The 23,848-nt window shown below is 71.1% G+C and carries 21 protein-coding genes; 8 read left to right on the forward strand and 13 right to left on the reverse strand.

The window, feature by feature from the left end; genetic code table 11:
* Window positions 1-6: 6 nt before the first annotated feature.
* The 3 genes from ACVFI9_RS15355 to ACVFI9_RS15365 are packed head-to-tail and all read right to left on the reverse strand — an operon-like array spanning window position 7 to window position 3,504.
* Window positions 7-1,422 carry a cell division protein PerM gene (locus tag ACVFI9_RS15355; RefSeq protein WP_474763069.1) on the reverse strand — a complete coding sequence of 472 codons (1,416 nt, stop codon included), beginning with the start codon at window positions 1,420-1,422 and terminating at the stop codon, window positions 7-9.
* 31 nt (window positions 1,423-1,453) lie between these two features.
* On the reverse strand, window positions 1,454-2,911 hold the full coding sequence (locus ACVFI9_RS15360) for a hypothetical protein (protein ID WP_474763070.1): 1,458 nt from the start codon (window positions 2,909-2,911) through the stop codon (window positions 1,454-1,456).
* A gap of 38 nt (window positions 2,912-2,949) precedes the next feature.
* Window positions 2,950-3,504 (reverse strand): hypothetical protein, encoded by a 555-nt coding sequence (locus ACVFI9_RS15365; protein WP_474763071.1) that lies wholly within the window; start codon window positions 3,502-3,504, stop codon window positions 2,950-2,952.
* A gap of 293 nt (window positions 3,505-3,797) precedes the next feature.
* On the opposite strand from ACVFI9_RS15365, the gene ACVFI9_RS15370 reads away from it, so the two are divergent.
* Window positions 3,798-5,198 carry a SpaA isopeptide-forming pilin-related protein gene (locus tag ACVFI9_RS15370; protein WP_474763072.1) on the forward strand — a complete coding sequence of 467 codons (1,401 nt, stop codon included), beginning with the start codon at window positions 3,798-3,800 and terminating at the stop codon, window positions 5,196-5,198.
* Window positions 5,199-5,288: 90 nt separating this feature from the next.
* Here ACVFI9_RS15370 and sucD read toward each other — a convergent pair whose 3' ends face one another.
* Window positions 5,289-6,197 (reverse strand): succinate--CoA ligase subunit alpha, encoded by a 909-nt coding sequence (gene sucD / locus ACVFI9_RS15375; protein ID WP_474763073.1) that lies wholly within the window; start codon window positions 6,195-6,197, stop codon window positions 5,289-5,291.
* Between the two features lie 14 nt (window positions 6,198-6,211).
* Window positions 6,212-7,378, reverse strand: coding sequence for an ADP-forming succinate--CoA ligase subunit beta (sucC, locus tag ACVFI9_RS15380; RefSeq protein WP_474763074.1), 1,167 nt, complete (start codon window positions 7,376-7,378; stop codon window positions 6,212-6,214).
* 216 nt (window positions 7,379-7,594) lie between these two features.
* On the opposite strand from sucC, the gene ACVFI9_RS15385 reads away from it, so the two are divergent.
* On the forward strand, window positions 7,595-8,329 hold the full coding sequence (locus tag ACVFI9_RS15385) for a VIT1/CCC1 transporter family protein (RefSeq protein ID WP_474763075.1): 735 nt from the start codon (window positions 7,595-7,597) through the stop codon (window positions 8,327-8,329).
* Between the two features lie 17 nt (window positions 8,330-8,346).
* Window positions 8,347-9,162, forward strand: coding sequence for a DUF72 domain-containing protein (locus ACVFI9_RS15390; RefSeq protein ID WP_474763076.1), 816 nt, complete (start codon window positions 8,347-8,349; stop codon window positions 9,160-9,162).
* Here the strand turns inward: ACVFI9_RS15390 and ACVFI9_RS15395 are convergent.
* The 4 genes from ACVFI9_RS15395 to ACVFI9_RS15410 form a co-directional block, all read right to left on the reverse strand.
* On the reverse strand, window positions 9,131-9,931 hold the full coding sequence (locus ACVFI9_RS15395) for an FAD:protein FMN transferase (protein WP_474763077.1): 801 nt from the start codon (window positions 9,929-9,931) through the stop codon (window positions 9,131-9,133). The two genes, ACVFI9_RS15390 and ACVFI9_RS15395, sit on opposite strands and share 32 nt — an antisense overlap.
* On the reverse strand, window positions 9,931-10,440 hold the full coding sequence (locus ACVFI9_RS15400; RefSeq protein ID WP_474763078.1) for an FMN-binding protein: 510 nt from the start codon (window positions 10,438-10,440) through the stop codon (window positions 9,931-9,933). The genes ACVFI9_RS15395 and ACVFI9_RS15400 overlap by 1 nt, the downstream gene beginning before the upstream one ends.
* Entirely contained in the window at window positions 10,437-11,846 is a 1,410-nt protein-coding gene (locus ACVFI9_RS15405; protein WP_474763079.1) for a ferredoxin reductase family protein, read from the reverse strand. Before ACVFI9_RS15405 ends, ACVFI9_RS15400 begins: the two co-directional genes overlap by 4 nt.
* A 104-nt stretch (window positions 11,847-11,950) precedes the next feature.
* Window positions 11,951-12,574, reverse strand: a complete 624-nt coding sequence (locus ACVFI9_RS15410) for a TetR/AcrR family transcriptional regulator (RefSeq protein WP_474763080.1) — start codon at window positions 12,572-12,574, stop codon at window positions 11,951-11,953.
* Window positions 12,575-12,667: 93 nt separating this feature from the next.
* Here ACVFI9_RS15410 and ACVFI9_RS15415 point away from each other — a divergent pair, with 93 nt between their 5' ends.
* Window positions 12,668-14,113 carry an FAD-dependent monooxygenase gene (locus tag ACVFI9_RS15415; protein WP_474763081.1) on the forward strand — a complete coding sequence of 482 codons (1,446 nt, stop codon included), beginning with the start codon at window positions 12,668-12,670 and terminating at the stop codon, window positions 14,111-14,113.
* Between the two features lie 107 nt (window positions 14,114-14,220).
* Here the strand turns inward: ACVFI9_RS15415 and ACVFI9_RS15420 are convergent, their stop codons facing one another.
* Window positions 14,221-16,689 carry an ATP-dependent helicase gene (locus ACVFI9_RS15420; RefSeq protein WP_474763082.1) on the reverse strand — a complete coding sequence of 823 codons (2,469 nt, stop codon included), beginning with the start codon at window positions 16,687-16,689 and terminating at the stop codon, window positions 14,221-14,223.
* Window positions 16,690-16,936: 247 nt separating this feature from the next.
* On the opposite strand from ACVFI9_RS15420, the gene ACVFI9_RS15425 reads away from it, so the two are divergent.
* On the forward strand, window positions 16,937-17,827 hold the full coding sequence (locus ACVFI9_RS15425) for a DUF559 domain-containing protein (protein ID WP_474763083.1): 891 nt from the start codon (window positions 16,937-16,939) through the stop codon (window positions 17,825-17,827).
* 188 nt (window positions 17,828-18,015) lie between these two features.
* Here the strand turns inward: ACVFI9_RS15425 and ACVFI9_RS15430 are convergent, their stop codons facing one another.
* Window positions 18,016-19,074, reverse strand: a complete 1,059-nt coding sequence (locus tag ACVFI9_RS15430; protein ID WP_474763084.1) for a glycerophosphodiester phosphodiesterase family protein — start codon at window positions 19,072-19,074, stop codon at window positions 18,016-18,018.
* A 158-nt stretch (window positions 19,075-19,232) separates the two neighbouring features.
* Between ACVFI9_RS15430 and ACVFI9_RS15435 the strand changes: the two genes are divergently transcribed.
* On the forward strand, window positions 19,233-20,036 hold the full coding sequence (locus tag ACVFI9_RS15435; protein WP_474763085.1) for a Bax inhibitor-1/YccA family protein: 804 nt from the start codon (window positions 19,233-19,235) through the stop codon (window positions 20,034-20,036).
* 110 nt (window positions 20,037-20,146) lie between these two features.
* On the opposite strand, the gene ACVFI9_RS15440 is transcribed toward ACVFI9_RS15435, so the two are convergent.
* Window positions 20,147-21,091, reverse strand: coding sequence for an L-lactate dehydrogenase (locus ACVFI9_RS15440; protein WP_474763086.1), 945 nt, complete (start codon window positions 21,089-21,091; stop codon window positions 20,147-20,149).
* 165 nt (window positions 21,092-21,256) lie between these two features.
* On the opposite strand from ACVFI9_RS15440, the gene ACVFI9_RS15445 reads away from it, so the two are divergent.
* Together ACVFI9_RS15445 and ACVFI9_RS15450 are read left to right on the forward strand one after the other, a co-directional pair.
* Window positions 21,257-21,877, forward strand: coding sequence for a TetR/AcrR family transcriptional regulator (locus tag ACVFI9_RS15445; protein WP_474763087.1), 621 nt, complete (start codon window positions 21,257-21,259; stop codon window positions 21,875-21,877).
* Window positions 21,878-21,986: 109 nt separating this feature from the next.
* On the forward strand, window positions 21,987-22,724 hold the full coding sequence (locus ACVFI9_RS15450; protein ID WP_474763088.1) for a hypothetical protein: 738 nt from the start codon (window positions 21,987-21,989) through the stop codon (window positions 22,722-22,724).
* On the opposite strand, the gene ACVFI9_RS15455 is transcribed toward ACVFI9_RS15450, so the two are convergent.
* A complete protein-coding gene (locus ACVFI9_RS15455) occupies window positions 22,696-23,799 on the reverse strand; it encodes an FAD-dependent monooxygenase (protein ID WP_474763089.1) in 1,104 nt (367 codons plus the stop codon). The two genes, ACVFI9_RS15450 and ACVFI9_RS15455, sit on opposite strands and share 29 nt — an antisense overlap.
* Window positions 23,800-23,848: the final 49 nt, after the last annotated feature.

Raw genomic sequence — 23,848 nt, forward strand, 5'->3', positions numbered from 1 at the left:
ATGCTGCTACTCCGCGTCGCGTCGACGGTCGACGCCCCAGATGAACTCCCGATGGGCGGGCTCGGGCTCATGGGCGGGCTCATGCTCATGGGCGGGGTCATGCGCGGGCTCGGGCTCGGGCTCGGGCTGATGCTCGGGCTCATGCGCGGGTTCCTGCTCGTCGTCGCGCTGCCACGTGTCGACTCGTGACGGTTCGTCTCCAACGCCCGCGGCGCCTCGGAACCTCGCGTATGCGCCGACGATCGAGCCGATCCCCACGGTCAGCGCGGCGACGCCCGCGACGGGCCACGGCTGCGGTCCCACGTCGCTGAGCCGGCCGGGGCCGGCGGCGCCGCCGGACCACCACGCGAGCAGTCCGAGCACGATCGCCGCGACCGCCGCGGCACCGGCGCTCACCGCGAGCGGCCCCCACCAGGCCCTCGTGGTGTCGTCGCGCACGTCGGGATCGGCCGTCACCAGCCATGCCCCCGCGAAACCGAGCAGCAGCGGCGCGATGAGCCAGAGCGCGCCGAGCACCGGCACCTCGGTCGGCAGCGCGCCGAGGAGCGGCAACCCGGGGACTGGCCCGAGCAAGGTGCCGCCGGTCGAGACGAGCGAGCCCGAGCCGATGGCGAAGCCGGGCCCGAGCAGCCACGACGCCGCCCAGACGACGACGTTCGGCAGGAGCGCGAGTTCCCCGACGGTGAGGGCGAGACCTCCGTCGATGCCCGCACCGAGCGTCTGGTAGAGCCCCGCGATGGTCGCGTAGTCGAGGGCGATGAGCACCGCCACGAGCACCGCGCCGATCGCGACCACGCCGAACGCCGCACCCGCGCCGATGCGGACGCTCGCCCGGGTGACCGCGACGAGGCCGGGCGGCAGCGACGAGAGCGCCCGGCGCACGACGCCGGTCGCGGCATCGGTCGCCGACGCCTCGCGAAGCGACTCGGCGACCGCGCCCATGACGACGCCGAGCGCGATCACGAAGGCCGGCAGCAGCGCGCCCTGCCACAGGTCCGCACGAGCGGCGTCGACCGCCGACGCCGACGCCAGCCCCCAGCCGGCGACGCCGAAGACGACCACCGCCGAGACGCCGCCCGAGAACGAGTGCCCGCCCGCGGCCGATCGACGCCCGATGCGCACCCCGGACGTCACCGAGAGGAGGGCGAATCCCAGCAGCGCGATCGTGATGGGGAACGGATCCCCGGCTCCCGGGAGCGCCATCCGTGCCGCGGTGGCGGCATCGAGCTGCACGGTGACGTCGACGCCGTGGCCGAGGAGCCAGATGTCGGCGGCCGCGCGGAGGAACACGACGACGTCGACCGCGAGCCCGAAGTGCACGGCCCAGAGCAGGATGAGCGGAACGAATGCCACCCCGAGGCCGACGAGCGCTGCGACGGTGGCCTCGAGGGCGGCCAGCAGGGCGATCGTCGTGCGTCTCATTCCTCCGGGAGCCTATCCCGGGGGACCTCGGTCAGCCGACGCGACCGGCGGGTTCGGCCGGACTCACCTCGGCAGCGTCGCCGGCGACGGCCGAGGCGGTTGCCCGAACCTCGTCGATACCGGGCGCGGGCGGGATCGCTGCGACCTCGTCGGCGGGCCGTCGGAGCAGTTCGACGACCGCCACGGCGAGCAGTGCGATGACCACGGTCCAGACCACGAACGACACCGTCACGGGCCGGTTGAAGAGGATGACGACCGACGCGACGACGGCGATCACGACGTAGGCGGCCACCCGCCAGCGGTCGAGTGCGATGCCGAACCCGCCCGTGGTGATGCCCTGCTTCGCGGCGGCGCGCCGCACGCTCGAGAAGCCCGCGTGGGCGAAGCCGCGCACGGCACGCGCCGGACGCCACGGACCCGAGAGCCAGGCGATGACCGCCACGAACAGGGCGAGCACGAAGAGCGCGAGGATCGTGGAGAGCATCAGCTGCACGAGCCCGTCGTAGAGCACGCCGGCCGCGTCGGACGGCATGATCGACGGACTCACCGTGCCGATGAAGAAGGCACGACCGATTCCGATGCCGCTCGCGAGGATGAGCATCGAGAGGGCGAAGCCGCCGGCGGTCCAGACGAGCGCCGTCGTCCGTCGCTTCGCGATGAACACGCCGGCCACGAGCAGCGCGAGCGTGAGCCACGGCAGCCAGGTGCCGACGGCGACCGCGATCGTGTAGATCGTCTGCACGAGCACGAAGGCGTCGTTCTGGGCGACGACGATGCTTCGCTCGATGACGGGGATCTGCTCGGCGAAGCCCACCCCCTGTTGCTCGAGTCGGTCCTTCACGGCCTCGATGATCGGGCCGAGCTGCACCGAGAGGGTTCCCTCGCCACCGATCGCGAGTGCCGCGTCGGGGTCGCCCTGCATGGCCGCCACGAACTGGCGATGGGTGACCTCGAGCGCCGTCCTCCAGACTCCGGCGAACGCGTCGGACTCCACGACCCGATCAACCACTCCAGAGACCAGCGATTGCAGCCCTTGCGTGGCCGGCGCCTCGAGGAGCCCCAGCGCCTGCTCGGCGCGCGGCGGCAGGTCGAGGGCGCGGAGCCCGTCGAAGACGTCGGCGGTGAGAGCGGGGATGTCGACCTGCTCCTCGATCGCGGCGGTGACCTGATCGCCGACGTAGGCCTGCACCGCCGGGTCGTCGGCGAGGGGCGCGAACGTGGCCACGAACCGCTCGGTGTCCACGAGCTCGAGCCGGGCCCACGCGCTGATCACCGCCACAGGCGCGAGCAGCAGGCCGATGACCACCAGCACGACCGCCGCGACCGTGCGGCCGCGCCCTCGGCGAACAGGTCTGGTCCGATCGGATGCCGCGAGCCCGGGCACCCCCTCCGTGGCCCCCTCGGCGCCCGCGATCTCGCGGAGCGCCGAATTCTCCGCCTCGAGCTCCGCGATGCGTGCCCGGAGCTGACTGTCCGACATCCCACTCATGTCGACCCCCCTCGGCTCACCATATCGCCATGGGGTCGTCAGTGCACGAATGCCTTCAGCACGATCATCGCGACACCGAACGCCGCCGTGCCGAGTGCGCCCGCCACCCGGATCGGCCACGGTGAACCGCGCCGGGCGAACGCGATCCAGCCGAGCACGGCGAGCACGATCACGCCGGCCCAGAGCGCGGCCCAGATCGCGTACCGGTCGGGGATCGCCTCCGTGGCCCCGAGCAGCAGGATGAACAGCGGAATGGCGGATGACGCGAGCAGGCCGAGGGAGCGACGGAACGACATCCGGAACGACTCGCCGAGACCGACGACCCGGTCGTGATCGAGGCCGTGGTGCGCCACCGTGCCCGCGTAGACGTGGGCGGCCCAGAACACGAGGACCGTCACGAGCACGGTCCAGAACACGCGCCCGGCGGTATCGCCGTGCCCACCTGAGACGACGACCATGCCCGAGACGAGGATCACGCCGTACACCGACTCCTCGGTGACGAACGTCGTGCGCACGAGCTCCGTCGCGAACGAGGGCTGCGCCGGGCGCGGCGGCTCGGCCGATCCTGGGGCCTCCGGTGTCGACTCGGCCATGCACCCAGCTTCTCACGCCGGGTCGGCTCGTGGACGTGTCCCCTTTTTTGGGGACATGAGCATCGCTCGACTTCTCTCGACGCTTCCGTCGGCCCGGGTGTAGCCTGCCCGCAGAACTTGAGACTCCCCTGTCTGGGGACGATGCCGCCGGAGCCCGATTCCCTCCGTCCACCGGCAGGACGACCGTCGCCCGCGCGTACCCGCGCGCCCGCAGTACGCCAGTGCACCGCCCCTGGTAGGGGTGCGCCTGGGTCACCCGACCGGGCGAACTTCGGTAACACCTGGAGGCGACGATGCCCCACATCAACACCCCGCCCGAGACGACGGAACCGGTACGGAGGCGTCTACGTCTCGGCGCGATCGCCGGAATCGGCGCGCTCACGATCACGGCCTTCGTCGGCGGTCCGGCCTTCGCCTCTCACCCGGAAGTGAGTCTGACTGGCAGCAACTTCGAGATCGACACCGACGCGAACCTCAAGGTGGACGACGCGGCACCCTCGATCGACTGGGCGAGCGTCAACGAGATCCGCAAGGCCGACGAACCCACCGGGGCCACCGACGACTCGTTCGGCCAGGGCACCAAGGAGGACACCGCGGTTCCGACGGTCGTCGACGGCAGCATCCCGCCGAACAAGAGCGACCTGCTGAACTTCGGCCTGTACCTCGAAGAAGCGGCGGCCGGCGACTTCCTGCACCTGTTCTGGCACCGGGTCCAGGAGCCGAGCGGCACGACGAACATGGACTTCGAGTTCAACCAGTCCGAGACGACGTCGGCCAACAACGTGACGCCGGTGCGCACCGAGGGCGACCTGCTCATCCAGTACGACCTCGCTCAGGGCGGAACCCATCCCGAACTGTTCATCGCCTACTGGCTGACCGACTCGGACTTCGACGGCACCACGGTGAGCAAGGCCGACTGCGTCGCCGCGAATGCACTCCCGTGTTGGGGTCTGCGAGAGAACCTCACCGCATCCGGTGATGCCACCGGATCGATCAACACCACGGCGATCCCGTGGGACGAGTCGGACGGCCTGGCGGACGAACCCGGAGAGGTCTCGCCGCGCACCTTCGGTGAGGCGACCATCGACTTCGATGCCATCGCCGGATCCGGCTGCGTGTCGTTCGGCAGCGCGTACCTGAAGAGCCGGTCCTCCGACTCCTTCACCGCGGCGCTGAAGGACTTCATCGCCCCGACCGAGACCGGGCTGAACAACTGCGGCTCACTGAAGGTCGTGAAGACGAAGAAGCACAAGGAGGCCACTCCCACGACCCAGCCGCATGCCGGTGTCGTGTTCACTGTCACGGGAGCCGGCTTCCCGGCCGCAGGCACGCAGTACACCACTGACGCCAACGGCGAGATCTGCATCACCGGTCTCGAACCCGGCAACTACGGGGTCACCGAGTCGGTTCCGACGAATTACGCCGTGACCTCGAACAATCCGCAGACCGCCGTCGTGGTCGCTGACACCACCTGCGCCACCGCAACGCCGGTGACGTTCACCAACGTGCCGCTGACGAACATCACGGTCTCGGTGGACTCGCTCGTCGTCGGCGGCACCGCGTCCACGATCGACTGCGACGCTGCGGCCGACCCGCCGTACGAGAAGACGACGGAAACGGGTGGTGACGGGTCGCTCACCAAGAGCAACCTGCTGCCGGGCACCTACACCTGCGTGATCATCATCGATCCGTGAGCTGACCGAGAGGAGACATCCGCTCACCTCATGAGCAGTGCCCCGCCGGCGATCGCCGACGGGGCACTTCCCTGCGTGTGAACGCCGCGACTATGCGCCGAGCGCCTCGTAGACCTCGCGCAGCAGCGTCGCCGTCTCGGACGGGGTCTTGCCGACCTTGACACCTGCGGCCTCGAGGGCCTCCTTCTTGGCCTGCGCGGTGCCGGCGGAACCCGACACGATCGCGCCGGCGTGACCCATGGTCTTGCCCTCGGGGGCCGTGAAGCCGGCGACGTAGCCGACGACCGGCTTCGTCACGTTGGCCTTGATGAAGTCGGCTGCGCGCTCCTCGGCGTCGCCGCCGATCTCGCCGATCATCACGATCGCCTTGGTCTCGGGGTCGGCCTCGAACGCGGCGAGCGCATCGATGTGCGTGGTGCCGATGATCGGGTCGCCGCCGATGCCGATGGCGGTCGAGAAGCCGAGGTCGCGCAGCTCGTACATCATCTGGTACGTGAGCGTGCCCGACTTCGAGACCAGGCCGATCGGGCCCTTGCCCGTGATGTTGGCCGGGGTGATGCCGACGAGCGACTCGCCGGGGCTGATGATGCCGGGGCAGTTCGGCCCGATGATGCGGGTCTTCTCGCCCTTCTCCTTGGCGTAGGCCCAGAACTCGGCCGAGTCCTGCACGGGCACGCCCTCGGTGATGATGACGAGGAGCGGGATCTCGGCGTCGATGGCCTCGACCACGGCATCCTTGGTGTAGGCCGGCGGCACGAACGCGATGGAGACATCCGCCCCCGTCTGCTCGACGGCCTCGGCGACCGACGCGAACACCGGAAGCTCGACCGGGTTGCCGTCCTTGTCGGTGTGCAGCACCGTGGTGCCCGCCTTGCGGGCGTTGACGCCGCCGACCACCTGGGTGCCCGCCGCGAGCATGCGCGCCGTGTGCTTCGAGCCCTCGCCGCCGGTGATGCCCTGGACGATGACCTTGGAGTCCTTGTTGAGGAAGATCGTCATGTCTGAATCCCTTACTACGCGGCGTTCGCCAGCTCGGCGGCCTTGTCGGCGCCCTGGTCCATGTTCTCGGCGAGGGTGACGAGCGGGTGCGCCGCCTCCTCGAGGATGCGGCGGCCCTCGACGACGTTGTTGCCGTCGAGCCGCACGACGAGCGGCTTGTTCGCGGCGTGGCCCAGCTCGGCGAGCGCGCCGACGATGCCCTTCGCGACCTGATCGCAGGCGGTGATGCCGCCGAAGACGTTCACGAACACGGCCTTGACCTGCGGGTCGCCGAGGATGATCGAGAGGCCGTTGGCCATGACCTCGGCCGAGGCGCCGCCGCCGATGTCGAGGAAGTTGGCGGGCTTCACGCCACCGTGGTTCTCGCCCGCGTACGCGACGACGTCGAGCGTCGACATGACGAGGCCTGCGCCGTTGCCGATGATGCCCACCTGGCCGTCGAGCTTGACGTAGTTGAGGTCGAGCTCCTTGGCCTGCTGCTCGAGCGGGTCGGCCGCGGCCTTGTCCTCGAGGAGGGCGTGTCCGGCGTGACGGAACTCGGCGTTCTCGTCGAGCGAGACCTTGCCGTCGAGGGCGATGATCTCGCCGTCTTCCGACAGGATGAGCGGGTTCACCTCGACGAGGGTGGCGTCCTCGCCCTTGTAGACCTCGTAGAGCTTCACGAAGACGTCGGCGACCTTGTCGACGAGCTCGGCGGGGAAGTTCGCGGCCGTCGCGATCTCGCGCGCCTTCTCGACCGTGACGCCGGCCAGCGGGTCGACCTCGATGCGGGCGAGCGCCTCGGGCTTCTCGACCGCGAGCTGCTCGATCTCCATGCCGCCCTCGACGCTCGTGAGCGAGAGGTACGAGCGGTTGGCGCGGTCGAGCAGCACCGAGAAGTAGAACTCCTGTGCGATGCGGGCGCCGCCGGCGACCATGACGCGCTTCACGACGTGACCCTTGATGTCGAGGCCCAGGATGTCGCGAGCCGCCGCCTCGGCCTCGTCGGGGTTCTTCGCGACCTTGACGCCGCCGGCCTTGCCGCGGCCCCCGGTCTTCACCTGCGCCTTGACCACGACGACGCCGCCGAGCTTCTCGGCCGCCGCGCGGACCTCCTCTGGGGTGTCGGCGACGATGCCCGGGAGCACCGGGACCCCGTATCGTTCGAACACGTCTCTGGCCTGGTACTCGTAAAGATCCACGCTCTACTTCCAATCGATCCGCACGCGCGGTCGCGCACAGGGGCTGGTGGGAGTGGCCCGGCCATGACTCTCTCGAAGTCGAGATAAGCGGGACCAGCACCCATGGTACCTCGCCTCCAGAGCGCCTCCGAACCGGCCGGAACCCGCCGTAATCACGGGGTGAGGCGAGGCTGCCCATGCTGGCCGACGTCGTGATCGAGATGCGAGACTGCCGGAATGACGCACGCTGCAGGCCCGACCGACGCCGAACCGGTCCACGAACTCGATCCACACGCCGGGTCGGTCCATGCGAAGTTGAACTGGCTGCGCGCCGGCGTGCTCGGCGCGAACGACGGCATCGTCTCGGTCGCCGCCCTCGTGGTCGGCGTGGCCGCGGCCACGACGGATGTCGGCGCGATCCTCATCGCGGGAACGGCATCCGTGATCGCCGGCGCCATCTCCATGGGCCTCGGCGAGTACGTGTCCGTGTCCAGCCAGCGCGACACCGAGCGCGCCCTCATCGCGAAGGAACGCTGGGAGCTCGCCAACATGCCGCAGCAGGAACTCGCCGAGCTCGCCGAGATCTACCGCGGCAAGGGCCTCACCGCCGAAACCGCCGAACGCGTCGCCGAGGAGCTCACCGCCCACGACGCGCTCGCAGCGCACCTCGAGGCGGAACTCCACATCGACGAGCAGGACGTCGTGAGCCCGTGGCACGCGGCCGGGGCATCCGCGCTGGCCTTCCTCGTCGGCGCCGTGCTGCCGATGCTCGCGATCCTGCTGCCGCCGCCCGAGTGGCGCGTGCCGACCACGTTCGTCGCGGTCATCGTCGCGCTCGCGATCACGGGCTGGCTCAGCGCGTGGATCGGTGGGAGCCCGAGGCTCAGGGCCATCCTGCGGGTCACCATCGGTGGTGCGCTCGCGCTCGCTGCCACCTGGCTGATCGGCGCCCTCCTCGGAGTGGCCGTGTAACCGTGGCCGAGGCGCGGGTGGGCATCTCAGGCTGGCTCTACCCGCCGTGGCGGGGGGTCTTCTACCCGAAGGGCGTCCGCCAGGCCGACGAGCTCGACTACGCCGCGCGCCACGTGACCTCGATCGAGGTCAACGGCTCCTTCTACTCGCTGCAACGGCCGTCGAACTGGGTGCGGTGGCGCGATGCCGTGCCGCCCGGCTTCGTGTTCGCCGTCAAGGGGCCGCGGTTCATCACCCACATCAAGCGGCTCGGCGACATCGACGCGCCGATGGCGAACTTCTTCGCCTCGGGGTTGCTGGCACTCGGCAGCCGCCTCGGGCCGGTGCTCTGGCAGCTGCCGCCGAACCTCGGCTTCGACGAGGCGCTCCTCGACGCGTTCCTCGCCCGACTGCCGCGCACGCACGGCGCTGCGGCGGCGATCGCACGGCACCGCGATCGACGGATGTCGGGACGAACCTCGTACGCCCTGGCCGCGCCCGCCGACCGGCAGCTCCGCCACGCCGTGGAGGTGCGGCATCCGAGCTTCGAGACGGATGCCTGGCGGGACCTGCTCGAACGCCATGGCGTGGCATCCGTCACCGCCGACACCGCCGGCAAGTACCCGCGCGTCGACTGGGTCACCGCCGACTTCGCCTACGCGCGCCTGCACGGCGAGGAGGAGCTCTACGTCTCGGGCTACGACGCCGACAGTCTCGACCGCTGGGCAGACTGGGTGCGCGCGCACCTGGCTGCCGGCCGGGACGCGTTCGTCTACTTCGACAACGACGTGAAGGTGCGCGCGCCGTTCGATGCCATGGCGCTCATCGAGCGGCTTCCGAGGCCGGGCGCCTGAGACCGGTGCCGGATGCGCCGGACCGGCGCGGCCATCCCGGCGTGGCGAGCAGCGAGCCGTCGCGGCGCTCGGCGAGCACGTCGACGTCGAACCGGTCGGCGAACTCGTCGAGCGCGTCCTCGCCGCCGGCGACGATCGCGGTGGCGAGCACGTCGGCGGTGAGGATGTCGATCGCGGCGACGCTCACCTGCACGAACGGATTCGGGCCGGCGCCCGGCGCGGTCCAGATGTGATCGCCGCGCTCGGCGCTGCCCGAGGTGGCGACGGCCAGTCGATGCGCGCCGAGGTCGATGCGGGCGAGGAGCGCCGCGCGATCCGCGGGATCGACGATGCCGATCTGCCACGGCGGTTCGCCGTCGCCGATCGGTGCGACGAGCACGTCGCCGCCCGCGTCGATGCCGTACCGGCCGAAACCGGCACGCCCCAGCGCGGTGCCGGCATCGGCGATCGCGAGGGCCTTGACGACGCCGTTGAGATCGATCTGTCCGTCGCCTCGGTGCGGGGTGAACGCGCCGCCGGTGCGGGCGCGCCAGTCGAGTGCGACCGCGTACGCGTGGCGCACCTCGTCGCCGGCATCCCCGAGTGCGAGTTCGCCTCGATTGACCCCACTGAGCTCGGAGCCAGGGCCGAACAGGCTGCAGCGCCGCTCCCAGCGTGCGAACACGGCGCGGACCGCGGACACGGCCTCCTCGGCGCCGAGGCCGGGGGTCCGGGTTCGGACGCTCACGACCGTGCCCATCGCCTCGAACGCGCCAGGCGGCAGCGTCATCAGAACCCCGCCTGGTCGAGAGCCGACTGCAGCGACTGCAGGTAGGCGTCGCTCGTGTACGTCGCCCCGCTCACCATCGACACCGACGCGGATTGCGCCTGCAGCACCTCGTCGCGGAGGATCGGCGCGGCGCGGTTGCTGATCGAGATCGAGCGACCGTCGTGGTCGGTGAGGTGCGTCGCCGCGACGTCGGTGATGGCGCCGGCCGAGATGGTCACCTGCACCTGCACGTCGCCGAACCGGGTCGAGACGGTGTCGCCGGTGTAGCTGCCGTCGGACCCGGATGCGGATCCCGCGGTGCCGGCGCTCGTGCTGCCGGTGCCGCCCACGGTTCCCTGGCTCGTCGGAGTCCCGGATGCCGCAGCCCCCGTCGAACGCGAATGGCCCGACGGTCCGGTTCCGGCCTGCGTGGCCGGTGACGTCGCCGCGGTCAGGGCTCCGAGTTGCCAGCCGCCGAGGATCGCCGCGACAGAGGCCGCCGAGGCGAGGATCACCGCACGTCGCCTCACCAGTCGAACCTCTCGTGATGGATCTGCTCGGGCCTGACGCCCGCCGTGCGGGCCTCGGCGATCACGCCGTCCGCCCACCGGCGCGGGCCGCAGACGTACAGGTCGGTCTCGGCGAGCCGTGGAACCAGCGCCGTGAGCGAGAGCCCCTCGCGCTCCGCGGCATCCGTCAGCCACCCGTCGCCGCGGGAGCCCGGCACCGTGATGAGCGTGGCTCCGCGCGATCGGCACAGGTCGCGGATCTCGTCGAGGAGCCACCCCGAGGTGGCGCCCTGGGTGCGCAACACGACCGTCGCCTCGCCGGGACGGAACGTGGCCGTCTCGAGCAGCGACCGGATCGGCGTGACACCGATGCCCGCAGCGACGAGCGCGAGCCGCGGTCGACTGCGAGAGGCCTCGCTGAAGATTCCGTACGGCCCCTCGATCGCGACCGGGGTTCCGGGGCGGATGCCGGCGAGACTCGCCGATCCCCGACCCAAGGCGCGCACGGTGATGCGAAGCCGGCCGCTGCGCGGCGCGGCCGACAGCGAGTAGGGATGCGCCTGCCACCACTGGCCGGGTGCGAGGAACCGCCAGACGAAGAACTGGCCGCCCGTCGCGCGGAGCCGCTCGAGGTGTCGACCGCGCATCGTGATCGAGACGACACCGTCGTCGATTCGATCGACGGACTCGACCACCATCCGGTGGCGCAGGGTCACCGCCACGGGCACGAGTGCTCGGAAGACCACGACCGCGCCGAGCGTGGCGATCGTGACCACGAGCCAGTACCAGCGCTGCCAGGTCCCCTCGGCGAGGAGTCCGCCGACGCTGAACTGGTGCGGCAGCGATGCGAGCACCGCCGCGTAGACGAGCAGGTGGATGAGGTGCCACGCCTCATAGCGCAGCTTGCGGCGCACCGCCACGAGCGAGCTCACGACGACCGCGAGGAACAGCGCGAAGCCGAGCACCGCGAGCGGCAGGTCGGGCAGCGACCAGATCGCGACGGCCTCGGCCATGAGATCGACGCCGTCCGCGATCGCGTACCCGCCGAGCAGCAGCACGCCGTGCCCGACGAGCAGGTACAGCACGGGCTTTCCGAGCCGGCCGTGGAAGGCCATCGCGGCATCGTGGCCGACGGCGCGTTCGATGAGCGGAACGCGGGCGGCGAGCAGGAGCATGAGCAGCACGAGATCGGTCGCGACGAGCCCGCCGACGATGCCGAGCGAGGTCAGCGCCGAACCGAGGTCGGCGAAGCGCGTCGCGCCGCCGTCGGCGAGGAAGAGGGCGATGACCACGGCGACGGATGACGCGGCCGCGGCCTGCAGCAGGTCCACGCGCCAGAGCCGGCGCGTCGCTCGCCGGCGCTCCGGCTGCGCCGACGGACGCGAGCGCCGTTCGAGCGGGCGGGCGTCGTGGACGAGGAAGGCCATGACTCCATGCTCGGCGGAGCGCCTATCCGCGCCCCATGCGGCTGCTGGACGGCGCCTGTGAGTGTGGCGACGATCACCGGGCACCGTACCGCAGCGACCGGCGATCAGGTCGACGGCGCGAGGACGGCGTGCTCGGCCATCATGATCAGCCGGGCGGCGGTGTCCTCCTGGCTCAGGCCGCGGCCCGTGAACAGCTGGTCGAACGTGTCGAAGCTCGTGATGACCCAGAGGATGTCGGCGGCCTCGTCGACCGTGAGCCCGGGGCGCAGCTCGCCCTGCGCGTGGAGCCGCTCCGCCAGCCGCCGCTGACCTTCGGCTCGGCCGCGCTCGACCACCTCGAAGGTGCGGCGCACCGCGTCGGGATCGAGCGACCACATCGAGGTGATCGCTCGGGCGATGTCGCGCTCGGAGGCGTAGACGGCGGCAGCTGCGCGGAGGGACTCGCGCACCGCGTCCCGGGCATCGGGGATCTTCATGGCATCGACGATGCGCTGGAAGCCGGTGCGCTCGAGCAGGTCCTGACCCAGCGCCTCGAACAGTCCCGCCTTCGAGCCGAACACGACGTACACCGTCGAGCGCGCCACGCCGGCCTCCTGCGCGATGCCTTCGACGCTGAGCGCCTCGGCGGGCGCTGCGCGCAGGCGATGGCGCATGGCATCGAGGATGCGCCGTCGTGTCTCCTCGGCGGCCAGCGCCCGGGCCTTCTGGGTGTACGTGCGAGTGGTCACGCCGACATCCTACTTTCACTTGACAACAAGTCTGACCAAAGACATCATGTCTCATGAAAGACACACCGTCTCATGAAATCGAGGAACCGAACCATGCGCACCACCGGATCACCCGACGTGATCGTCGTCGGGGCGGGCCCTGCGGGGCTCACAGCCGCCATCGCCCTGGCCCGCCACGGCGTCCGCACGCTCCTCGTCGAGCGCCGAACCGCCCTCTCCCCGTTCCCGCGCGCGACCGGCGTCAACCTCCGCACGATGGAGCTGCTCCGCAGCTGGGGCCTGGAGGCGGCCGTCCGGGCGGGCGCGCTCGAGGTGAGCCCGACCGCGTGGATCGGCCACGCCCTCGCGTCAGACGAGGGCGCCGTGATGCCGATGGGCTTCGCCCCGCCCGAAGTCGCGGCCGCGCTCAGCCCGACCTCCGGCGTGGTGGCCCCGCAGGACCACCTCGAGCCCGTGCTCATGGAGTACCTCCGGTCACTGCCGGCCGCTTCGGTGTTGCTCGGTACCGAGCTCATCGGTCTCGAGCAGCACGACGACTCCGTCACCGTGACGCTGCGCGACGGCGTCGAGACCGCGACCGTGGGCGCGGCGTACGTCATCGGCGCCGACGGCGCGCACAGCCGGGTACGTCGCACGACGGGCATCCCGATGCAGGGGCCGGGCGAGCTGGGCGCATATCTCGCGACGGTGTTCCGGGCGCCGCTCGCCGACGTCGTGGGAGCACGGCGCCACGGGCTCTACATGCTGACGCGGCAGGGCCCGCCCTGGGTGTTCCTGCCCACCGACCGCGAGGATCGGTGGGTCTTCTCGCTGACGTGGGACCCGTCCCGCGAGACGCGCGACGAGTACTCTCCGGAGCGTCTCGTCGCGTTGATCCGCGCGGCCGCCGGCGTGCCCGACCTCGAGACCGAGCTCGTGTGGACGGGCGATTTCACGTTCACCGCCCGGATCGCCGATCGGTACCGCGAGGGCCGCGTGTTCGTCGTCGGCGACGCCGCCCACCAGATGACCCCGCGCGGGGCCACTGGCATGAACACGGCGATCCACGACGGCTATGACCTCGGCTGGAAGCTCGCCTGGGCGCTGTGCGGCTGGGCCGACCCTTCGCTGCTCGACTCGTTCGAGGCCGAACGCCGACCGGTGGGGCTGCGCAACATGCAGCGCTCCGCGATCCCGGCGGAGGAGCGCGACGTCTCGGCGGACTACCTCGACGACATCGCCGACCGCATCCCCCACGCGTGGCTCCCCGATGGGCGCACGTCCACGCTCGACCTGCTCGGCGACGGGTTCACGGTGTTCGCCGGGCCTGAGGCGCATGTCCGAGTGGGGCGGTCGACCGGCACCCCGGTCGACGTGCACGCGGTCGACCGGGATGCCGCCGATGTGCTCGGCATCGGTGCCGGCGGCATGCTGCTCGTGCGGCCCGACGGCCGGCCGGTCGCGCGATGGGCGTCGACCGCGGATGCACCGTCGGTCGCCGCGGCCGTGCGGCGCGCGGTTTCGGGCGTCGTCGACGAGAGCCTGAGTCCGGCGGCCTGACGAGCTCCCTCCGACGGAGTCCCGTCGACGACCTCCCGTCGACGAGGTCAGGGAGCGACCGGTCGCTGCGCCCGTCGAAGCGACCTCCGCGGGCTACACTCCGCGGCCTACAGCTTCTCGATGGGCGCGATCTTGATGAGGAGCTTCTTCTGCCCCGCGATGTCGAAGCTGACGTGCGCGATGCGCTTCGTGCCCTCGCCGGTCACCTGCGTGACGGAGCCGTCGCCGAAGTCGACGTGACGGATGCGGTCGCCGCGCTCGAGGGTGAGGTCGCCGTTGTCGCGCACGGTGCCCGTGACCCGGTTGGCCCACTCGGCCTTCGGCGCTGCGCTCTTCGTGACGCTGAACCGCTCGAGGTCTCGGTCACGCGTGCCCCATGCTCCGCCGGGCCGCCGCGCATTGAGCGCGCGAGGCTGCGTGCCGCCGCGGCTCGTGGCCATGCCGGGCGACTGCTTCCAGTCGATGAGGCCCTCGGGGATCTCCTGCAGGTACCGGCTCGGCATCGCCACCGCGACCTCGCCGAACTGCGCGCGGCTCATGGCGAGCGAGAGATAGAGCCGCTTGCGCGCCCGGGTGATGCCCACGTAGAAGAGCCGCCGCTCCTCGGCGGGGCCGCCGGGCTCCGACGCCGACATCTGGTGCGGCAGCAGTCCCTCCTCGAGGCCCGTCAGGAACACCGCGTGGTACTCGAGCCCCTTCGCGGTGTGCAGGGTCATGAGCGATACGGTTCCGGATGCGTCGTCGAGCTCGTCGGCGGCCGCCACGAGCGACACCTGGGTGAGGAAGTCCACGAGCGTGGCGCCGGGATTCTCGCGGTCGAAGTCGCGGGTCTGCGCCACGAGCTCCTCCACGTTCTCGGCGCGGGTCTCGTCTTGGGGATCACGACTGTTGCGGAGCGCGTCGAGGAGGCCCGAGCGCTCGACGAGGAACACGAGCACGTCGCTGACCTTCGCGGCGCCCTCGTTCGTGCCGGCCGCGATCGCCTCGGCGTTGGGCACGAGCATCGCGGCGGCCTCGTCGAGCACGTCGGCGAGCGCGGTGATGGCCGCGGTGACCTTGGGCCCCAGGCCGAGCCCCGACGCCTCGCGCATGGCCTGCCGGAACGTGAGGGCGTTCTGCTCGGCGAAGCTCGCGATGGCCGTCTCGGTGGCGGGCCCGATGCCGCGCTTGGGCGTGTTCAGGATGCGGCGCAGGGCGAGCTCATCGAGCGGGTTGGCCACGGCGATGAGGTACGCCATCGCGTCCTTGATCTCGGCGCGCTCGTAGAACTTCGTGCCGCCGACCACTCGGTAGGGCAGCGCCGATCGCACGAAGATCTCCTCGAGCGCTCTGGTCTGCGCATTGGTGCGGTAGAACACGGCGATGTCGCGGTAGGCGACGCCCGACCGGTGCAGCGCCTCGATCTCGTCGGCGACGAACTGCGCCTCGTCGTGGGCCGTGTACCCCGTGTAGCCGACGATGCGGTCGCCGTCGCCGTCGGCCGTCCAGAGTCTCTTCTCCTTGCGGTCGAAGTTGTTCGAGATGACGGCGTTCGCGGCGCTGAGGATGTTCTGCGTCGACCGGTAGTTCTGCTCGAGCAGCACGACCTTCGCGCCAGGGAAATCCCGCTCGAACTCCACGATGTTGCGGATGTCGGCGCCGCGGAACGCGTAGATGGACTGGTCGGAGTCGCCGACGACGGTGAGGCTCGCCCCCGAGATGCCGCCCGAGGCATCCGTCAACGCACGCACGTTGACGCCGTGCTGCTCCATCTCGGCCACTCGATCGGCCGGGATCGGCTGCGTGAGCTCGCGGATGAGCGCGTACTGGGCGTGGTTGGTGTCTTGGTACTCGTCGACGAGGATGTGCCGGAACCGCCGCTGGTAGAGCGACGCGACCTTCGGGAATGCACGGAACAGGTACACCGTCTCGGAGATGAGGTCGTCGAAGTCGAGGGCACTGGCATCGCGCAGGCGGCGCGTGTACTGCCGGAAGATCTCGAGGAACATGACCTCGGCCGGGTCGTTCGTGTTCACGTTGCGCGCATACGACTCGACGTCGGCGAGCTCGTTCTTGAGCCGCGAGATCTTCGCCTGGGCGCTCGCGGGCGTGAAGCCGAGCGTGTCGGCGTCGAGCTCCTTGATGATGCGCTTCAGGATGGTGCGCTGGTCGGCCGAGTCGTAGATCGTGAAGGTCGACGACAGCCCGATGGCCTCGGCCTCGCGCCGCAGGATGCGCACGCACGCGGAGTGGAACGTCGAGATCCACATGCCGGATGCCGCCTCGCCGAGCAGCGCCTCGACGCGCTCGCGCATCTCGGCGGCGGCCTTGTTCGTGAACGTGATGGCGAGGATCTGGCTCGGCCACGCCTCACGGCTCTCGATGAGGCTCGCGATGCGGTGGGTGAGCACGCGCGTCTTGCCCGAACCCGCGCCCGCGACGATGAGGAGAGCGGGCCCTCGGTACTCGACGGCCTCGCGCTGCTCGGGGTTCAGGCCCTCGGTGAGGCGGGATCCGGTGCTCGTGGCAGCACCGGAGGCGGCGGCGGGCGCCTCGCGCCAGCCGGCCGGGTCGTCGGGGTCGAGGATCAGCGTCATGTCCCGTCAAGTCTAGGCGCGGCATCCGACAGCCCGCCCCGCTCCTCGCCGCTCCTCCGACCCGTTTCCCGAATCCCGGGTTCTTGCGGGTGGACCCGTAAGAACCCGGGATTCGGAGCAGGCTCGCGTCGACGGCGGCCGTCTGCGGCGTCGCCACCCGTCCTCCACACCTGCTCGCCCGCTGGCGAAGTGCCCGACTTCCCACGACTCGATCCCGGGTCGCGCGGCGTCGGCCACGCTTGCGGACATGGTGCGACCGGACCCCCTCCCACTGGACTTCCAGCTCGCCCCGTTCCACATCTCCGAAGCCGCCGCCCGAGGCATCCGGCCGTCGCGCCTTCGCGCCGCCGACCTGGTCCGCCCGTACCGCGGTGTCCGAGCGGCATCCACCCCGGCGACATTCCGCGAGCGGTGCCTTGCCTACGTGCCGCGGATGCCGAGCGAGCACTGGTTCAGCCACACCACCGCGGCGCTGCTGTGGGAACTCCCGCTTCCGACGCGGATCGAGCGAGACACCCGCCTGCATGTCAGCTCCTCCAAGCGCGAGCCCGAGATCGCCGGCGTGGTCGGGCACCGCGTGCGGAAGCGGCCCGAGGTGCGTCGACATGCCGGGCTACGGGTCCTCGCCCCAGCCGACGCCTGGTGCCAGCTGGGCAGCTTCCTCGGTGTCGACGAGCTCGTCGCAGCCGGCGACGCCCTACTCGGGTGGCCGCGCCCGCTGTGCTCGCCCGAGGCCGTGGCCGCCGCGATCACGCGGTTCGGGTCGCGACGGGGTGCGAAGCGCGTGCGAGCTGCCGGCGCGAGGCTTCGGGCGGGATCGGCTTCGGCGCGGGAGACAACATTGCGCGAACTCCTCACCGACGCCGGATTCCCGGAGCCCGCGTTGAACCTGCCGATCGAACTGCTCGACGGGAGCTCGACGCACGGCGACCTCGTCTACGCCGAGTACCGGGTGCTGGTCGAGTACGACGGCGAACAGCACCGCGAGGACCCGCAGCAGTTCGGCCGCGACGTCGACCGGCTGAACGCGCTCGCGCTGGCGGGGTGGATCGTGGTCCGCATCCGCAAGGACATGGCTGACGCGGTCATCGTCGGTCTGGTGTCGACGGCGCTCCGATCGCGCGGATGGCGCGGCTGAGCCGACGCGGCACTCCCTCGGCGGGACGGGCGGTCGCGGGCGGGCACCCGCGCGATGCCGAATCCCGAGTTCTCGCGGGTCGACCCGCACGAACTCGGGACTCGCGGGAAGCTGTGGCCCGAGAGCGAGAAACTGGGGCCCAAGCGCGCGGGACGCGCGAACCGGAGCTGAGCGAGCGGATGCCCTCGTCAGGCCGCCGCGGCCACGATGCGAGCCTCGACGCCGAGGTCGGGGTGGTCGACGAAGATCCCGTCGACACCCGTGCCGATCACGAGCGTGAACTCGCCCAGCCAGTCGCCGAAGGCGGCCCGTGCCGAGCCGCGACGGAAGTCGCCCGAGAGGAACCGGTTCTCGGGGCGCAGGGTCCACGTGTACACCAGGAGTCCCGCGGAGTGCGCCGCATCGACGAGCTCGCCGCCGACGAGCAGCTCGCCGTTCGCCCGCTCCGCGTCTCGGGCGGCCCCGCGGGGCTCGCCGACCAGCCGGCCCTTGCCGACGCTCACGCCGTCGACGCGCCCCGCGAGTCCGAGGAGCCCCGCCTCGGTGACGAAGTCGTCGTATCGTGCGGCCACGCGCCCGTGCGAACGCACGAGGTCGTACGGCGCACCCGTCGCCTCGACGAGGAACACCCGAGGCCCCCGGATGCCGCGGGCGCGCAGCCGATCGAGCAGGTCGAGCTCGAACGACTCCATGATGAGGCGCTCGTCACCACGGCCCCACCCCACGGCCTCGAGCTCGGCGGCGAAGAGCTCGTCGAGCGGCAGGCCCATCTCGGCGAAGTGCGTGGCGTGCTTGAACTCGGCCACCATGCGCAGCACCCGCCGGTGCTCGTCGGCGGCCGCGTCGATGATCTCGAAGAGGTCGCGCAGGCGCAGCAGGGGGTACCGCCGGTCGAAGCTCGCACTCTGCTGCCGCAGTGCGCCGAGCCGCTCGGTGGCGCGCAGCGTGGCGAGCTCGGCCCACGTGAAGTCCTCGGTGAACCACCCCGTGAGGGCATGGCCGTCGACCTCGCGCGTCGTGCGGCGTCCGGCGAACTCGGGCCGCGACGCGACATCCGTCGTGCCCGAGATCTCGTTCTCGTGTCGCAGCACGAGCACGCCGTCGCGGGTGGAGACGATGTCGGGTTCGACGGCGTCGGCACCGAGCGCGAATGCCAGTTCATACGCCGCGCGAGTGTGCTCGGGCCGGTAGCCCGATGCCCCGCGGTGCGCGATCACGAGCGGATGCCCTGCGGTGTCCTGCAGCATGCGCCCAAGCGTATCCACCCGCCGGACCCGTCCCGCGGGAATCCGCGCGGAACTCAGGGCGTTATTCCACCTACGACGGGTAGATTGGACGAGTGGCACGGATGCCGCATCCGAACGCCTGTCCCCCGCACCGACGACAGCCGAAAGCAGAGGAACCCATGGCTCTCGACAATCCCGCGTTCTCGCGGAATTCCGCCTTCTCATCGCAGGGAGCCGCCGCCGTCGCGCAGAACGTGTCGGCACAGCAGCTCCAGGAGATGTACAACCAGCCTGCGACGCTGCCCGACCGCGAGGTCATGACGGTCGAGAACACCGTCGCCAAGACGGCCGGCGCGTTCGCCGTGCTGCTCGTCGGCGCCGCGGTCGGCTGGCTGCTGGCGCCCGCCATGCCGTGGGTGTTCTGGGTCGCCGCGATCGTGGGCTTCGTGCTCGCGCTCGTCAACATCTTCAAGCGCGAGCCGTCGCCCGCGCTGATCCTCGCCTACGCGGCCGCGCAGGGCATCTTCCTCGGCGGCATCTCGCTCATGTTCGAGACGCAGTACGCGGGCATCGTCGCGCAGGCCGTCATCGGCACGCTCGCCGTGGTCGGCGTCACGCTCGCGCTGTTCGCGAGCGGCAAGATCCGCGCGTCGAAGCGGGCCACCAAGATCTTCCTGATCGCCATGGTCGGCTACCTCGTGTTCTCGCTCGTCAACGTGATCCTCATGTGGACCGGCGTGAACAACGACCCGTGGGGCCTGCGCGGCATCGAGATCATGGGCATTCCGCTCGGCCTCATCATCGGCGTGTTCGTGATCCTCATGGCCGCCTATTCGCTCGTGCTCGACTTCGACGCCATCCAGCAGGGCGTGCGCAACCGCGCCCCGAAGAAGTACGGCTGGTCGGGTGCGTTCGGCATCATGGTCACGGTCATCTGGCTGTACCTCGAGATCCTCCGCTTCCTCGCCATCGCGCGCGACTAGCGAACGGATGCCGCGACCTCGCGTCGCACACGGAACGGCCGCCCTCGGGCGGCCGTTCTGCGTTTCGGCGCCCGCGGCCGCGGCAGCACGACCCCGCGGGCGCAACGGGCTCAGATGCCGAGCGACTCCACCGACGCCCGGATCGCGTCGGCCGAGGCATGCAGCAGTCGGCGTTCCTCCGTCGAGAACGGCGTCTCGTCGATCGCGACCGCGCCGTCGCCGCCCACGACGCACGGCACCGAGAGCGCGACATCCTCGAGCCCGTGCACGCCGCCGAGCACCGTGCTCACCGGCATGACGGCGTGCTCGTCGCGCAGCACCGCCTCGACGATGCGCGCACCGGCGAGGCCGATGGCGTAGTTCGTCGCGCCCTTGCCGCGGATGACGGTGTACGCGGCATCCCGCACTTCGTGGGCGATGTCGTCGAGCTCCCCGGCGGAGAACGGCTCGCCGCCGCGCCAGTCGAGGATCGGCACCGGTCCGATGCGGGCGGTCGACCACAGCGGGAACTCGGTGTCGCCGTGCTCGCCGACGATGTCCGCGTGTACGTTCGAGGTCGTCACGCCGGCGCGCCGGGCGAGCAGCCATCGCAGTCGCGACGTGTCGAGCACCGTGCCCGAACCGAAGACGCGGTTCGGCGGCAGTCCCGTGATGCGCTGTGCCGCCACGGTCAGCACGTCGACGGGATTGGTCACGAGCACGAACACCGCATGCGGCGCCCGCTCGAGGAGCGCCGGCAGCAGGCGCTCGAGGATGCGCGCGTTCGTGCCGGCGAGCTCGAGCCGCGTCTGTCCGGGCGACTGCTTGGCCCCCGCCGTGATGACGACCACGTGGGAGCCCTCGACGACCGCGAGGTCGTCGCCGCCCGTCACGCGTGAGTTCGTGAACTGCGTGCCATGCGACAGGTCGAGCACCTCGGCGTCGACCTTGGCCGTGGCGATGTCGTAGAGCGCGACCTCGCTCGCCGACCCACGGATGAGCGCAGCGTAGGCGAGGCTGGTGCCGACGCTCCCGGCTCCGACGACGGTCAGTTTCGAGTTCTCGATGACGGGCATGCCGTCATCCTGCCAGTGGAGGGTCGTCAGCGCACTGCGCCGAACAGGGCCCGGTCATGAGCCGGCGACCGGGACTGCATCGCCGGCTCACTACACCCTCTTCAGTGGCTAACTATGATAGCTTTAAGGCTATGATCAACAGCCACGGATGTCACGGCGGCGGCCGTGCCTAGAGCAGGCCTTTCCCCTGACGAGGTCGTCCGCCTCGCGCTCCGCCTCGTCGACGAGGGCGGTCCGACGGGATTCGACGACCTCTCGCTCGCCCGCGTGGCGGCGGCTGCCGGAGTCGCCACACCGAGCCTCTACAAGCACGTCGCCTCGCTCGGCGCGCTCCGACGCGAGGTCGCACTCGTCTGCACCCGCTCGTTCGCCGACGTCTGCACGGCCGCGAGCATCGGCCGATCCGAGGGCGACGCGCTGCGCACCCTCGCGCTGGCCATGCGCGAGTTCGCGCGTGCACACCCTGGCCGGTACGCCGCCGTGCAGGTCGGACCCGACCCCGACGACGCGACGCAGGCCGAGTTGCGCGACGAGGCCGCCCGGGTCGTCGGCGTCGTCGCCGCCGTGCTGCAGGGCTTCGGTCTTCCCGAGTCGAGCGCGATCGACGCCGTACGAGCCGCACGATCCGCACTGCACGGCTTCATCTCGATCGAGCTCGGCGGGGGTTTCCGCCTGCCCGACGATCTCGACCGGAGCTTCGACACGCTCATCGAGCTCCTCATCGAGGGCTTCCGCGGACTGGCGGGCACCTCGACGTCCACCCGATCCGCGTCCTCGAACCACTGAGCGGTTCACCCAGCCACTGAGCAGTTCACCCGCCACTGAGCAGTTCACCGAACCGATGAGCAGGAGCACGACCATGTCCAGGAGCACGACCAAGTCCAGGAGCACGACCATGTCCAGGAGCACGACCAAGTCCAGCAGCGCGACCACCCCACCCGTCCACGACACCGACGCCGTCACGGCCACGACCACCTCCCCCGCCATCGCGCGGTGGACGGCGCTCGCGTTCGCCGCCGCCGGGGTGCTGTGGGCGCTCTTCCCGCTCCTGCGCCCGTGGGCCGACAAGGTTCCCGTGTCGTCCGACGAACTCGCCGTGGCGTGGGCATCCGACGCCTGGGTGTTCTCGCACCTCGCGGGCATCACGGCGCTCGGCCTGCTCGCGCCAGCGCTGCTCGGGCTGCGGCGTCTCCTCGCCGACCGGCCCGGTGCCCGCGGCGCCACCCTCGCCGGCTGGGCGACCGCGCTCGCCTGGATCGGCGCGGCGGGTGCGTCGCTGTACTACGGGGCCGAGATCTTCGGCATCCGCACGTTCGCCGAGGCCTCACTGCGGCGCGGCGACGCCGGCCTCCTCGACGAGGTGACGGCGCTGCGCGAGCAGCCCGTCGCGGTGCTGCTGTTCGGCGTCGGCCTGCTGCTCGTCGCGGCGGCCGGCGTGGTCGCCGCCATCGCGCTGTTCCGAGCCCGTGCGCCGTGGGCGTGGACGGGCGTCGTGTTCGCGGCCGGCCTCGTGCTCGTGCTGCCGCAGTTCTTCACCGAGCCCGCGGGGCGCATCGCACACGGCGTGCTGTTCGGGGCAGGCTGCCTGCTCGTCGGGCTCGCCGTCACCCGTCTCGGTGCGCGAGGTCGCTGACCCGCAGACCGTCGGCGACGTCGCGCGACGGGCGGCGCGCCGCCCGTCGCGCGGCGGTGCGTCCGACGACCGCGAGCAGTCGGTCGCGCGCCGGCTGGGCGCGCTCGGCGAGCGCGATCCGGTTGAGCGCACCGGATGCCGCGCGCAACCGCTGCGACGGGCGGACACGCGCCCGGTCGTACGCGACGAGCGCCTCGTCGACGGGAAGCTCGCCGAGCAGGCGGCCGAGCGTCACGGCATCGAGCAGGGATTCGCATGCGCCGCGTCCGAGGTTCGGCGTCATGGCATGCGCGGCGTCGCCGACGAGCACCAGCCGACCGCGCATGTACGAGTGCAGGCGCGGCGTGGTCCAGACGCGTTGGGCGAGCGTGGTCGCGGGGTCCGCGGCGGCGAGGACCTGGGCCGGACCCGGCGCCAGGTCCTCGATCCCGCGGCGGGCGATCTCGAGCGCGGCGGCCACGTCGACGTGCCGCGGCCCGAGGTCGGATCGGAAGGCGACGTACCAGTTCGTCCCCTCGCGGTGCGGCCCGACTCCGTAGAGACGCCCCCGTCCCCAGTACTCGCCCACCGCGTCGGCAGGGGCGAACGCGGGCAGCACGCCGCGCACCGCGAGGTACGGCGTCAGCGTGGCATCCGCCCGCTCACCCCAGCCCGTCCTGCGCACGACGCTGTGCACGCCGTCGGCTCCGACGACGAGCTCGTCGGGCTCGGACACGACTCGATCGACGCGGGAGGTGACGCGGGCGACGGATGCCGGGACCGCCGTGTCCAGCGCACCGAGCAGGTCGCGGCGTCCGACGAGCACTGCCCCAGGCGTCGGCAGTTCCGTCCAGGTGCGGCCCGTGGCGCTGCGAAGCGGGAAACGGTCGATCCACGGACTCGTCTCCCGCAGCTGATCGGCGATGCCGATCGACCGGAGGGCATCGATCGCCTCGGGCCACATCGCGAGGCTCGTGCGGATGTCAGAAAGCTCGGAGCGCTGCTCCACGAGCGTCACCTCGAAGCGCTCGGGGTCGAGCGACGCCGCGAGCGCGAGGCCGGCGATGCCGCCCCCGATGATGCGAATCCGTGTCATGCCCCTGAGAGTACTACAGAAATAGTTGATTGACTACTTCTGTAGTCGA

It is taken from the genome of Agromyces sp. NSFZ (assembly GCF_056156205.1).